Below are 13314 nucleotides of genomic sequence, written 5' to 3'. Positions count from 1 at the left end.
GGGGCATGGATGTCTCCCACCTGCTTGATGGCCTGAACCCGGCCCAGCGCGAAGCCGTCTCCGCTCCCCCCGGCCACCACCTGGTGCTGGCCGGTGCCGGTTCCGGCAAGACCCGCGTACTCACCCACCGCATCGCCTGGCTGCATGAAGTCGACGGCGTGCCGACCCACGGCATTTTCGCGGTGACTTTCACCAACAAGGCGGCCGGCGAGATGCGCCACCGCATCGACGCACAGCTGCCCCATGGCAGCCGTGGCATGTGGATCGGTACCTTCCACGGCCTGGCCAACCGCCTGCTGCGCCTGCACTGGCAGGATGCGAAGCTGCCCGAAGGCTTCCAGGTGATGGATTCGGACGACCAGCTGCGGCTGGTCAAGCGCGTGGTGCAGGCGCTGGAGCTGGACGACGGCAAGTACCCGCCCAAGCAGATCGCGTGGTGGATCAACGCGCAGAAGGACGAGGGCCGCCGCCCGCAGCACATCCAGCCCGAACCGCACGACGCGTGGCTGGAAACCATGCGCCAGGCCTACATCGAGTACCAGGCGCGCTGCGACCGCGCCGGCCTGGTCGACTTCGCCGAGCTGCTGCTGCGCGCGCACGAACTGCTGCGCGACAACCCGGCGCTGCTGTCGCACTACCGCGCCCGCTTCCGCGAGATCCTGGTGGACGAGTTCCAGGACACCAATGCCATCCAGTACGCCTTCGTGCGCGTGCTGGCCGGCGATTCCGGCCACGTGTTCGTGGTCGGCGACGATGACCAGGCCATCTACGGCTGGCGCGGCGCCAAGGTCGAGAACGTGCAGGGCTTCCTGCGCGATTTCCCGGGCGCGCAGACCATCCGCCTGGAGCAGAACTACCGCTCCACCGCCAACATCCTCGGCGCTGCCAACGCGGTGATCGCGCACAACCCGGATCGCATCGGCAAGCAGCTGTGGACCGACAGCGGTGACGGCGAGCCGATCGACCTGTACGCCGCGTACAACGAGATGGACGAGGCACGCTACATCGTCGAGCGTGCCCGCCAGTGGGTGCGCGACGGTGGCAGCTACACCGAAGTGGCCGTGCTCTACCGCAGCAACGCGCAGTCGCGCGCGCTGGAAGAAGCGCTGCTGAGCGAGCAGGTGCCATACCGCGTGTATGGCGGCATGCGCTTCTTCGAGCGTGCCGAAATCAAGGACGCGCTGGCCTACCTGCGCCTGCTGTCCAACCGCAACGATGACGCCGCGTTCGAGCGCGCGGTCAACACCCCCACCCGGGGCATCGGCGACCGCACGCTGGACGAAGTGCGCCGCGAGGCGCGCGCGCAGGGTATCTCGCTGTGGGAAGCAACGATGCTGGTCACCCAGGGCAACGCGCTGGCCGCACGCGCGCGCAATGCGCTGGCCGGCTTCCTGGGGCTGGTCAACGAGCTGCAGGCGCAGACCGTGCACATGACCCTGGCCGAGCGCGTGGACCACGTGCTGGCCCGCTCGCAGCTGCGCGAGCACTGGAGCAAGGAAAGCCGCAACGCGCTGGACTCGGAGTCGCGCACCGACAACCTCGACGAACTGGTCTCGGTGGCCTCGCGCTTCGTGCGCCGGGCCGACGACATCGAGGAAGTGGGCGAGGACATGGACGAGCTGGTCGCGTTCCTGGCCTATGCCGCGCTGGAGGCCGGTGAGGGCCAGGCGCAGGCGGGCGAAGAGGGCGTGCAGCTGATGACCCTGCACTCGGCCAAGGGCCTGGAATTCCCGCTGGTGTTCCTGGCCGGCCTGGAAGAAGGCCTGTTCCCCAGCGCACGCTCGCTGGAGGAAAGCGGGCGGCTGGAAGAAGAGCGCCGCCTGGCCTATGTCGGCATCACCCGCGCGCGCCAGAAGCTGGTGCTGAGCTATGCCGAATCGCGCCGCATCCACGGCCAGGACAACTACAGCCTGCCGTCACGCTTCCTGCGCGAGATTCCGCGCGAACTGCTGCACGAAGTGCGCCCGAAGGTGCAGGTCTCGCGCCCGGCTTCGATGGGCGCCAGCCGGGTGATGGGCCATGCCTCGATCGAGGCGCCGCCGGTCAAGCTCGGTGCGCTGGTTACCCATCCCAAGTTCGGCGAAGGCATGGTGACCGACTACGAAGGCAGCGGCGCGCACGCCCGCGTGCAGGTCGAGTTTGCTGATGCCGGCAGCAAGTGGCTGGTGATGGCCTACGCCAACCTGACGGTGATCTGATCACCGTCAGGGGGCGGGAATTCCTGTAGAGCCGAGCCATGCTCGGCTGCTTCAGGCGGGAAAACCAGCCGAGCATGGCTCGGCTCTACAACAGCGGTCGGCTATCAGCCGATGGTGAACTTCTCCACGGCTGCCACCAACCCGGCGCGGTCCATCGCTTCTTCATCCTGGCGGTTGCGGATCAGCGCGTAGTGGCCTTCCGCCGGCGACAACACCTCGATCACTTCGCCGCGGTAGTTGGTGATCTCGATGAAGCCGTTGCTCACTCCGCTAACGTTGTCGATCTCCGCTATCAATGTCTCCAGGCTCACAATGGCACCGTCCTTGTCCGTGCCGCCACCAGTGCGGGGATTGTCGAAGTACACGCTGATCTTCGGCTGCCTGGTCCTATGCCAGTTGTTGACGTCAACGATGTGATGTGTGGACCACCTGAAATCCTCTGCTGATTCGTTGCCGTTGAACTCACACCGGAAGATCGGCAGGCACAGGAACAGACCCGTGCGCTTCTCGATCCCATTCAGAAGCCCGTGATAAGTGCTGGGAACCACCATCGCATGAGTGAACCCATAGGCGTTGGAAGGAATTTCAAAGATCGTTGGCCCATCATGTGAAAGACGGGGCGGCGCGTTCAGCACAACGCTGGCGGCGAACTCCGGATCATCGACATTTTTGGACGCGATCGCGAGGTCATGTTCCTTGGCATTTCTGATGCAGCAATAGAGCACGTACGTCGCGACTACGTACTTGCTGAAGTAGCAGTCGTGCGCCTCGGCTACCTCTGCGAACGTCGTTAACAGGTCATCCTTGGTGATCATGGGCATCTGGACGGTGGAAAGGCCCATGATGGTCTTTCGAGTGTTTTCCGGCCATGCAACTTGTCCGAATGTACCTGAGTGGGGTCAGAGCCCTTTTCCGTTGGAAAAGGGATCCGACCCCGATTAGGCTGCGCTCATGACCCGCAATGTGCTCTTCCTCTGCAGCCAGAACCGCCTGCGCAGCCCGACGGCCGAGCAGGTATTCGCCGATTGGCCGGGCATCGAGACCGCCTCGGCCGGGCTGCTGGCCGACGCCGAGGAAGTGCTCAGCCCCGAGCTGCTGCAGTGGGCCGATATCGTGTTCGTGATGGAGCGCGCCCACCGCAACCGGCTGTCCAGCCGCTACAAGGCCTGGTTGAACGGCAAGCGGGTGATCTGCCTGGATATTCCGGATGACTACGAGTACATGGACCCGGTGCTGGTGGAACTGCTGAAGCGCAAGGTCACGCCGTTCCTGCGTTGACAGGCTGTTGTAGAGCCGAGCCCATGCTCGGCTGCTTTTCCGGCCAGAAGCAGCCGAGCATGGGCTCGGCTCTACAATAGGTGGCACTTCTTCCAGGAACGCCCCCATGACCGAACCCACGCTGCACGTCACCGTGAAGTTGAACGCCCGGCTGCAGCCGGAGCACCGCCACGAACTGTTCGAGGATCCGCTCGACGCGCTGCTGCAGGCGGCCCAGGTGGGCGAGCTGACCGGCGGCGGCACCGCGATGTCCGACCTGGGTGAGGTCGAATACGGCGATATCGAAGTGGCGCTGGTCGATGCGGCTGGCGTGCCGAAGCTGATCGACCTGCTGGAGCAGTTGGGTGCACCGAAGGGTTCGCAGCTGCAGGGCGCGGGTGAAGCCGACCGCAGCTTCGGCGTGACCGAAGGCCTGGGCATCTACCTGGATGGCCTGAACCTGCCGGACGAGGTCTACGAACAGTGCGATTCCAACCACGTGTTCGAGCAGCTGTCCGGGAACATCGACGGCCTGGGCGAGATCTGCAGCTGGTGGCAGGGCCCGACCGAGACCGCGCTGTACATGTACGGCCAATCGTTCGAGGCGATGCGCGATGCGATTGACGAGTTCGTGGCCAGCTACCCGCTGTGCCAGAACGCGCGCGTGGTGCAGATCGCCTGAGCGACGTTGTTGTAGAGCCGAAGGTAGCGGCAGGAGCCGCTGCCAACGTCGCTTGCGACGGCCCGAAGGGTGCCGGTCAGGACGACCGGCATAGCCCATGCTCCGCTGCTTTTCCCGCCAGAAGCAGCCGAGCACGGGCTCGGCTCTACAGAAGAGGGCGGGCCGAGCCTGTCCCCCGGACCACGTGACGGTGCGCACACGCCGCTGCGCGGCGCCGGATTGATCCTGCTCAAGGCGCCGCCTGCACATACGGTGTGCAATGGTGTCGTTCCCATCCGGCAGACCGCCACGGAGCCCCACCATGTACAAGCGCATCCTGATTGCCACTGACGGGTCCGAACTGGCCGACAAGGGCCTGGCCAAGGGCTTGGAGCTGGCCAAGGACCTTAACGCCGAGGTCGATATCGTCACTGTTTCCGAGCCGTGGGCCGTCGGCATGTACGACGCCATGGGCTGGAGCGTGGGCTACATGAACAGCCCCGAATACAAGGCCGACCGCGAGGAAGGCGCGCAGAAGGTGCTGCAGCCGGCGCTGGCCAAGGCCGCCGAGCAGGGCATCACCGCCAACCCGGTGCACGTGCTGGACCGCTATGCGGCCGACGGCATCATCGAGACCGCCGGCGAGCGCAACAGCGACCTGATCGTGATGACCTCGCACGGCCGCCGCGGCGTGACCCGTGTACTGCTGGGCAGCCAGACCGCCGAGGTGCTGGCGCGCAGCACGCTGCCGGTGCTGGTCATCCGCTGATCCATACCCGCTGATTCAAGCGTTCCCGGGGAGGGGACCCGACGCCGGCCGCAGGATGCGCGCCGGCGTTGTTTTTTGTGGGGGGATCGGGGCCGTGCCGGTGGCCCTGAGGGGGTCAGAGCCCTTTCCTGTGGAAAGGGATCCGACCCCGGTCACAACCCCGGTCACCTCACCAGCTGTACAGCTTCCAGTAGACCGGCGACACGCCGTCCTTGTCGTTGTCCATGCGGCCGTCGCCGTTCTTGTCGTACATGTAGAACGGGGCACCGCGCGACGGGGTCACCTTGACCATGCGCAGCTGGCCGGACACGCGGTATTCCTCGATGGTGTCACCGTTGTCCATGGTGCGCTTGGATACATCCGCGCCCTTGACGTCCACCGGGGGAGCGCCCGCGCCACCCATGCTGGCGCAGCCAGCGAGCAGGAGCAGGGAAGCCAGCATCAGGGTCTTCATCGGCGGGGCCTTTGCCTGGAAAGAGCCCTGATTATGCCCCATCGCGGTGTACGGGCCGTGTCGCCGCGGTGCAGGCACGGGCGCGTAGAATCGGCACATGAGCAGATTAGTCCTGATCGACGGGTCCAGTTACCTGTACCGCGCGTTCCACGCGCTGCCGCCCCTGTCCAATGCACAGGGTGAACCCACCGGCGCGCTGTTCGGCGTGGTCAACATGCTGCGTTCGACGCTGAAGGAGCGCCCGGCCTACGTGGCGTTCGTGGTCGACGCGCCGGGCAAGACCTTCCGTGACGACCTGTACGACCAGTACAAGGCCAACCGCCCGCCGATGCCCGATGAGCTGCGCAGCCAGGTCGAGCCGATGTGCCGCATCGTCGAAGCGCTGGGCATCAGCATCCTGCGCATCCCCGGCGTGGAGGCCGACGATGTGATCGGCACGCTGGCCCTTCAGGGCCTGGCGCAGGACCTGAAGGTGACCATTTCCACCGGCGACAAGGACTTCGCCCAGCTGGTGCGCCCGGGCATCGAGCTGGTCAACACCATGACCGGCAGCCGCATGGATTCGGATGCGGCGGTGATGGAGAAGTTCGGCGTGCGCGCCGACCAGATCATCGACCTGCTGGCGCTGATGGGCGACGCGGTCGACAACGTGCCGGGCGTGGAGAAGTGCGGGCCGAAGACCGCCGCCAAGTGGCTGGCCGAGTACCAGCACCTGGACGGCGTGATGGCGGCCGCGCCGGCCATGAAGGGCAAGATCGGCGAGAACCTGCGCGCCGCGCTGGAGCGGCTGCCGCTGAACCGCGAGCTGGTGACCATCCGTACCGACGTGCAGCTGGACGCCAGCCCGACCACGCTGGCCCTGCGCGAGCAGGATGTGCCGGCGCTGACCGAGCTGTATACGCGCTATGGCTTCACCCAGGCGCTGAAGGAGCTGGGCGCGCCGGTGCCGGCACCGGTGGCCGCCAGCGAGGCGACCCCGAGCCTGCGTGGCACCGCCGCTGGCTTCGCCCGTGGCAGCGTCGAGGCGCCCGCCGCTGGCACGCTGGATCCGGCACTGTCCGCGCCGGGTGAGTACGAGACCGTGCTGACCGCCGAGCAGCTGCAGGCCTGGGTCGAACGCCTGCAGCAGGCCGAACTGATCAGCTTCGATACCGAGACCGATGCGCTGGACGCGATGCGCGCGCGCCTGGTGGGCATCAGCCTGGCCGTCGAGCCGGGCAGGGCGGCGTACATTCCGGTCGGCCACGATTACCCGGGTGCGCCGGCCCAGCTGCCCATGCAGCAGGTGCTGGACGCACTGCGCCCGGCGCTGCAGGACCCGGCGAAGAAGAAGCTGGGCCAGCATGGCAAGTACGACCTGCATGTGCTGCGCCGCCACGGCGTGGCGGTGCAGGGCTACCACGACGACACCATGCTCGAGAGCTTCGTGCTCAATTCCACCGCCACCCGCCACGACATGGATTCGCTGGCGCTGCGTTACCTGGGCTACAGCACCATCAAGTTCGAGGACGTGGCCGGCAAGGGCGCCAAGCAGATCCCGTTCTCGCAGGTGGGCATCGACGAAGCCAGCCGCTACGCCGCCGAGGACGCCGACATCACCCTGCGCCTGCACCACGCATTGCAGCCGCAGCTGCTGGCCGAGCCGGCGCTGGACAGCGTGTACCGCAACATCGAGATGCCGCTGGTGCCGGTGCTGGCCAGCATTGAAGCCAATGGCGTGCGGATCGACACCGACGAACTGCGCCGGCAGAGCCAGGACCTGTCCTCGCGCATGCTGGCCGCGCAGCAGAAGGCCACCGAGCTGGCCGGGCGCAGCTTCAACCTGGATTCGCCCAAGCAGCTGCAGGCGGTGCTGTTCGACGAGCTGAAGCTGCCGGCGGTGGTGAAGACCCCGAAGGGCCAGCCCAGCACCAATGAAGAGGCGCTGGAGGCGATTGCCGACCAGCATGAGCTGCCGCGGGTGATCCTGGACTACCGTGGGTTGGCCAAGCTGCGCAGCACCTACACCGACAAGCTGCCGGAGATGGTCAACCCGGACACCGGCCGGGTGCATACCAGCTACCACCAGTCCGGTGCCGCCACCGGCCGCCTGTCCTCGTCGGACCCGAACCTGCAGAACATCCCGATCCGCACCGAGGACGGCCGCCGCATCCGCCGCGCGTTCATCGCCCCGGAAGGCTTCCAGCTGCTGGCGGCCGACTATTCGCAGATCGAACTGCGGATCATGGCCCACCTGTCCGAGGACCCGGGCCTGGTGCGTGCCTTCGAGCAGGGCGCCGACGTACACCGTGCCACCGCCGCCGAGGTGTTCGGGCGCACGCTGGAGGAAGTGACCCCGAACGAGCGCCGCGCCGCCAAGGCCATCAACTTCGGCCTGATGTACGGCATGAGCGCCTTCGGCCTGGCCCGCAACCTGGGCATCGACCGTGGCCAGGCGCAGGACTACGTGGCGCTGTACTTCAGCCGCTACCCGGGCGTGCGCGACTTCATGGAGCGGATGCGCCAGCAGGCTCGTGACCAGGGCTACGTGGAAACCCTGTTCGGCCGTCGCCTGTACCTGAACGACATCCACGCCCGCAACCAGGGCCTGCGTGCCGGTGCTGAACGCGCGGCGATCAACGCGCCGATGCAGGGCACTGCCGCCGACATCATCAAGCGCGCGATGGTGGATGTGGACCAGTGGCTGCGTGACAGCGGGGCGCCGGCACGGATGATCCTGCAGGTGCACGATGAACTGGTGTTCGAAACCGAAAGCAGTTTCGTCGAGGACCTGCGTTTGCAGGTGGTGGAGCGCATGTCGCAAGCGGCCAAACTGCGGGTGCCACTGGTGGTCGACACGGGCGTCGGCAACAACTGGGACGAAGCGCACTGACGGTGTTTCAGGCCGAAAACGACGTGAATTTGTTCATGAGTCGGGTGTTTCTGACTCGACCATGAATGTTGCCCCTATTGAAATTCATTAAATGGGGCCCCTTCACGAACCGTTAGTGTTCGAAGTGCTTCTATAACTCCCGACAGGCGCAACGCCTGTTGTGGATCTCTCCCATCCCCTGGAGCAGATCTCGGAACGGGGACTCCTCCCCAAGTGCCCGTTCCCCGGCCCCGTTGACCTCCCCCTGGTCAGCGGGGCTTTTTATTTGCGCCAACGGAACACACACTGGGGGTCAGATCCCTTTGCCCGCCGGGCAAAGGGATCTGACCCCAGGTGCTAGGCTGGGCCACCGTTCTGCAGGGGAAGACCACATGCCCGACCTGTTCGCCCTGGCCATGCCGTGGTGGGAATTCATCCTGCGCGCGGTGGTGGTCTATGTCGTGGTGCTGGGCATGGTCCGGCTGGGCGGCAAGCGGGCTCTGGGGCAGATCACGCCTTTCGACGTGCTGCTGATCGTGCTGCTGGGCAACGCGGTGCAGAACGCGCTGCTGGGCACCGACACCTCGCTGGGCGGTGGCCTGCTGCTGGCGGCCACCCTGATCGTGCTGAACTACGGGGTGGGCTGGTTGACCACCCGGAATCGGCGCATGGAGCGGATGATCGAAGGAGAGCCCACCGTGATCGCGCGTGATGGCCGGCTGTTGGAGGGCGTTCTCCGCCGCGAACTGATCAGCCGGGCCGATTTCGATGCCGCGCTGCGCCAACAGGGCGGCCTGCGGATCGAGGACGTGCAGATCGCCCTGCTGGAGACGACCGGGCACATCACGATCATCGCGCGGAAGAGCACCTGACCTCGTAGCGCCGGGCCCATGCCCGGCTCAACAGGTGCCTGGCCTCAGGGAGCGGCTTCAGCCTTCAGCGCCGGCCAGTTGCGCGTCGCGTCCACATCGCAGGCGACGTGGGTGCCCTTGGCGTCCTTCGCGCAGATCGCCGCCATGGCCTGCGGAATCTTCGGATCCGCAGTATGCGCATACACCGCGGCCATTGCCAGGCAACCTTCGCGCACACCCGCGCTGCACAGCGTCTGGAAGTAGGACAGCGATGCGGCCCATTGTTCGTTTTTGAACAGTGCCTCGCCGGCAACCTTGCAGCCCAGCAGCTTGCCATCGGTGCAGCAGGCCTTGGCGCCGTCCTTGCGGTCCAGGGTCGGGCAGTCCAGCGGCAGGGGGATCTCCACGAAGGCCACCGGCGGTGCGCAGCTGGCATTGCCTGAGCCCGGCTTGCGCTCGTAGTAGGCGAAGCGGTTGCCGCCGTCGACGCTGGCCAGGTTTCCGTTCTTCAGCGGCTGCAGTACGAAGTCGCTGCCGACGTCGCGATGGATGAGGATGCGCCCGTCCTGCAGGCTCGCGCGCAGGCGCTGGTCGCGGCCCCCGGCTTCCACCAGGCCACCATCGAGGAAGCGCAGCTGCGAGAGCACGCCGTACTCCGCTTCATAGCCCCCACAGGGCAGCGCGGAAGCCGGCACCGGGGCCAGTGCAGCGGCCGGTACCGAGGCCAGTCGGGCAAGCGCCTCGGCGCGGCCGCAGGCCACGCCCTCCGCGCGCTGGGCGCACGACAGCTGCAGCGCCTCATGGGCCTGCAACAGGCGCCCACCACTCCACAGCGCCTCGGCAACGTCGGCGCAGAACGCCTCGCCGTGCTGCTGCCGGCACAGTGCGGCCAGTTCATCGAGCTGTGCGGTCGGCAAGACAGGGTCGTTCGAATGCTGCAGGCCGAGCACGGCCTTGCCCATCATCTCGGCGCCGACCACCTCGGCGATCGCCCTGCAGCCCTGGGCATTGAACGACGCCGAATCCTCCTTGCAGATCTCCGGCATCGGCGGCTCGGAACGTGCAGGCGCCGGCGCTGCGTCCTTGGCCTGCCGCTGGTAGGTCTCCAGCAGCTGCAGGCAGGCCGCGCCCACGCCTTCGGCGCACCAGGCATGCAGCTTCAGCGGTTCGGCTTCCGGCAACGCCTCCAGGCACTCGGAGGTGTTCATTACGCAGCCGCCCTCGATGGGCTCCGGCATCGTCTTGCAGACGGCGGTGTGCTCGCGGGTGAATTCGCGATAGGGGGTGCTGATCGTGCGATCGTTGTCCGAGAAGTACCAGTTTTCCAGGCGGCCGGTGGACAGGTTGCCGGTGCCGAGCACGTCCTCCTGGCGGGCGATGCGCAGCTGCTCGGTGGCTTGGTAGGGGCCGGACAGGAAACCATGGCCTTCACTTTCGATGGTCAGCGTGGTGTTGCCGTCGACGTCCTTGTAGGTACCGCAGGCCATCGATTGCGCGGCGGCCGGCAGGCTGGCCGAGGCCAATGCAAGCAACAGCAGGGAGCGCCAGCCCGCGGCGCGGGGGCGGAAGGGAACAGCAGCAGGCATGGGGTCATCCTTGAAGGAGGCAGTGCAGGGCCTGTCCGGCGCGGGGCGCACCACAGGCGTAAGAAGGCGCCACGGATCAGGCGTGGCGCCGGACGATCAGAGCCAGTCGCGTGGCACCAGGTAGTCGGCCAGGCGCGCCTCGGCGCTGCCCGCTTCCGGGGTGAAGCCGTACTCCCAGCGCACCCGCGGCGGCAGGCTCATCAGGATGCTTTCGCTGCGGCCACCGCTCTGCAGCCCGAACAGGGTGCCGCGGTCGTAGACCAGGTTGAACTCCACGTAGCGGCCGCGGCGGTACAGCTGGAACTCGCGTTCGCGCTCGCCATATGCGGCGTCCTTGCGCTGCTGCACGATCGGCAGGTAGGCGTCGAGGAAGCCATCACCGACCGCACGCAGATAAGCGAAATCGCGCTCGAAATCGCCGTGCAGGTCATCGAAGAACAGGCCGCCGACGCCGCGCGTTTCATTGCGGTGGCGCAGGAAGAAGTATTCATCGCACCAGCGCTTGTGCGCGGCATAGCGCTCGTCGCCGAACGGCGTGCACAGGTTGCGTGCGACCCGGTGCCAATGCTGCACGTCCTCGTCGAACGGGTAGAACGGAGTCAGATCGAAGCCGCCGCCGAACCAGCTGGCCACCACTTCGCCGTCGCGCTGCGCCTGGAAGAAGCGCACGTTGGCATGGGTGGTCGGCACGTAGGGATTGAGCGGGTGGAACACCAGCGACACGCCGGTGGCGCGCCAGGAGGCGCCGGCCAGTTCCGGGCGGTTGGCCGAGGCCGACGGCGGCAGGCGGCTGCCGGCCACGTCGGAGAAGCCGATGCCGGCCTGCTCGAACACCGCGCCGTCGCGCAGCACGCGGGTACGCCCGCCACCGCCCTCGGCCCGCTGCCACAGGTCTTCCTGGAAGCGGGCCTGGCCATCGACGGCCTCGATCGCCGCACAGATGCGGTCCTGCAGGTCGGTGAGGTAGGTGCGCACGCGCTCGAATTCGTTCATGGCGCTACTTTACCGCAGGGCCCGCCCGAAGCTGCGGGCAGGCCTTGGCCGGCTCATCGCTTGCGGTTGGAAGCGCGCGGCGCCGGAGTGTCCTCGGCCGTCGCTTCGTCCACCGCCTCCTGCAGGACACGGCCCAGCTCCAGGGCGCTCCAGTTTCCGGTGTCCAGCACGTCGCAGGCGACGTGGCGCCCGCTGCGGTCGGCGGCACACAGCCGCTCCAGCGTCGCATGGGCGTCGATGTCGCTGCTGCGGCCCTGCGCTGCGACCAGGTTTTCGCAGCCCTCGCGCACGCCGGCACGGCACACGGTGGTGTAGTGCTCTGCCGCCTGCCGCCACTGGCCGGACAGCGCAAGACGGTTGCCAAGAATGTTGCAGCCCTGCAGCTTACCCTGCGCGCAGCAGGCTTCGGCACCGCCGCTGGCCAGCGCCTGCGGGCAGTCCTGAGGCAGCGGCAGCACCGTGTAGTGTTTCGGCGGGCTGCAGGTGCTCGCGCCCTCGCCGGTCGGCACGAACACCTGGAAGCGTGTCCACGTGTCCAGGCCCAGCAGCTGGCCCCCGGGCAACGGCCGCAGCACGAAGTCGCCGCCCTTGTCGTGGCGGATGCGGATGTCGCCGTCTTCGACACGAGCACGCAGTTGGCTGTCCCAGCCGATGCCGACCCGTCCTGCATCGCCGAAGTCCAGCGTATCCATCAGGCCACCTGCGGCGCGGAAGGTGCCGCAGGGCAGCGCCGTAGCCGGCTGCGGCCGCAACGAGGCGCCCAGCGCCTGCAATGCGGGCAGGCGCTCGCAGGCGGCGCTTTCCTTACCGGGCGCGCACGCTGTGGTCAGTGCCTGCACCGCCTGCAAGGGGTCGCCGGATTCCCACGAGAGCTCGGCCACGCGGCTGCAGAAGCCGCCATGGCCGACCTGCTGGCACAACTGCAACAGCTGCTGGCGCTGCGCGGCCGGCACCACCACCGGCGTGGAGGGTGACAGCACGGAGCTCACGGCTTCGACCATCGCCGCACCCATCGCGGCCTTGACGATCTGCTCCTGCAGCGCCGGATCCGCTTCCAGCGCCGCTGCACAGGCCGGTGTCTCGTTGCTGAAGCCGCCATTCCGGCACGGCACAGGCAGTTCGATGCCGGCCAGTGCGGTATCGAGGATGGCCTGTTGCTGCGCCTCATCCGGCGTGGCCGGCGCCCTGGCCTCGTCATGCCAGCGATCGGCCAGCTGCAGGCACATGCCGGGCACGCCTTCCCGGCACCCTGCTTCCAGCGCGGCCGGGGGCGCTTCACGGCGGTTGTCCAGGCACGCCGCCGCATCGGCCAGGCAGCTGCCTTCAGCCGGCCTGGCTGCGGCGGCGCACTGTGCGGGGGCCTGCAGGATGTAGACCGTGCCATCCACCTCGACCGTGCGGCCACGATCGCGCACCTGCAACGCGCTGGGCAGGCCGTACTCCAGATTCACCAGTTGCAGCTTTCCGTCGATCTGCTGGAACGCGACCGGAGACGGCGCACTGCCGAAGTGCTTCTGCTCGCCGCGGTTCGGTGAGCTGATGCGCAGCGTGCTGCTGCCTTCGTCGGCCTTGAACAGGCCGCATTGCGGTGACTGTGCGGCGGCCATCGGCGCGGCCAGCAGCAGCGCCCAGACCAGCCAGCGGCGGCGCGGTGCGGGTGAATGCATGTCGTCTCCTTGACGATCGAACGGGAA

The 13314-nt window shown here is 67.3% G+C and carries 11 protein-coding genes; 6 read left to right on the top strand and 5 right to left on the bottom strand.

The features are described from left to right. The first annotated feature begins 5 nt into the window (after window positions 1–5). Window positions 6–2198, top strand: a complete 2193-nt coding sequence (gene uvrD / locus AC5P8R_RS17215; protein WP_014648867.1) for a DNA helicase II — start codon at window positions 6–8, stop codon at window positions 2196–2198. Window positions 2199–2302: 104 nt separating this feature from the next. Here the strand turns inward: uvrD and AC5P8R_RS17210 are convergent, their stop codons facing one another. Further along, complete coding sequence (locus tag AC5P8R_RS17210) at window positions 2303–3040, bottom strand: hypothetical protein (RefSeq protein WP_249327265.1); 738 nt, start codon at window positions 3038–3040, stop codon at window positions 2303–2305. Between the two features lie 109 nt (window positions 3041–3149). Here AC5P8R_RS17210 and AC5P8R_RS17205 point away from each other — a divergent pair, with 109 nt between their 5' ends. The 3 genes from AC5P8R_RS17205 (at window position 3150) to AC5P8R_RS17195 (ending at window position 4885) form a co-directional block, all read left to right on the top strand. Then, window positions 3150–3476, top strand: coding sequence for a low molecular weight protein tyrosine phosphatase family protein (locus AC5P8R_RS17205; protein WP_032960648.1), 327 nt, complete (start codon window positions 3150–3152; stop codon window positions 3474–3476). Between the two features lie 106 nt (window positions 3477–3582). Next, the gene (locus AC5P8R_RS17200; protein ID WP_169411230.1) at window positions 3583–4137 is read left to right on the top strand and encodes a hypothetical protein; all 555 of its coding nucleotides are present in this window, start codon (window positions 3583–3585) and stop codon (window positions 4135–4137) included. 301 nt (window positions 4138–4438) lie between these two features. Further along, window positions 4439–4885: a universal stress protein gene (locus tag AC5P8R_RS17195; protein WP_005411629.1), complete on the top strand. Its 447-nt coding sequence runs from the start codon at window positions 4439–4441 to the stop codon at window positions 4883–4885. 169 nt (window positions 4886–5054) lie between these two features. On the opposite strand, the gene AC5P8R_RS17190 is transcribed toward AC5P8R_RS17195, so the two are convergent. Then, window positions 5055–5339, bottom strand: coding sequence for a DUF2782 domain-containing protein (locus AC5P8R_RS17190; protein WP_014038952.1), 285 nt, complete (start codon window positions 5337–5339; stop codon window positions 5055–5057). A gap of 97 nt (window positions 5340–5436) precedes the next feature. Here AC5P8R_RS17190 and polA point away from each other — a divergent pair, with 97 nt between their 5' ends. Further along, window positions 5437–8211, top strand: a complete 2775-nt coding sequence (gene polA / locus AC5P8R_RS17185; protein WP_111205375.1) for a DNA polymerase I — start codon at window positions 5437–5439, stop codon at window positions 8209–8211. Window positions 8212–8582: 371 nt separating this feature from the next. Further along, complete coding sequence (locus AC5P8R_RS17180) at window positions 8583–9062, top strand: DUF421 domain-containing protein (protein WP_014648862.1); 480 nt, start codon at window positions 8583–8585, stop codon at window positions 9060–9062. Window positions 9063–9106: 44 nt separating this feature from the next. On the opposite strand, the gene AC5P8R_RS17175 is transcribed toward AC5P8R_RS17180, so the two are convergent. From AC5P8R_RS17175 to AC5P8R_RS17165, 3 genes are all read right to left on the bottom strand, one after another. Further along, window positions 9107–10627, bottom strand: coding sequence for a hypothetical protein (locus tag AC5P8R_RS17175; protein ID WP_495223662.1), 1521 nt, complete (start codon window positions 10625–10627; stop codon window positions 9107–9109). Between the two features lie 96 nt (window positions 10628–10723). Next, window positions 10724–11620, bottom strand: coding sequence for an oxygen-dependent coproporphyrinogen oxidase (hemF, locus tag AC5P8R_RS17170; RefSeq protein ID WP_032960638.1), 897 nt, complete (start codon window positions 11618–11620; stop codon window positions 10724–10726). A gap of 53 nt (window positions 11621–11673) precedes the next feature. Next, window positions 11674–13287, bottom strand: a complete 1614-nt coding sequence (locus tag AC5P8R_RS17165; RefSeq protein WP_495223661.1) for a hypothetical protein — start codon at window positions 13285–13287, stop codon at window positions 11674–11676. Between the last annotated feature and the right edge of the window lie 27 nt (window positions 13288–13314).

The organism is Stenotrophomonas sp. YJH_SMC_73 (assembly GCF_059370155.1).
The sequence above is the reverse complement of the archived record's forward strand: the minus strand, read 5'-3'. Positions and strand labels throughout refer to the sequence as shown.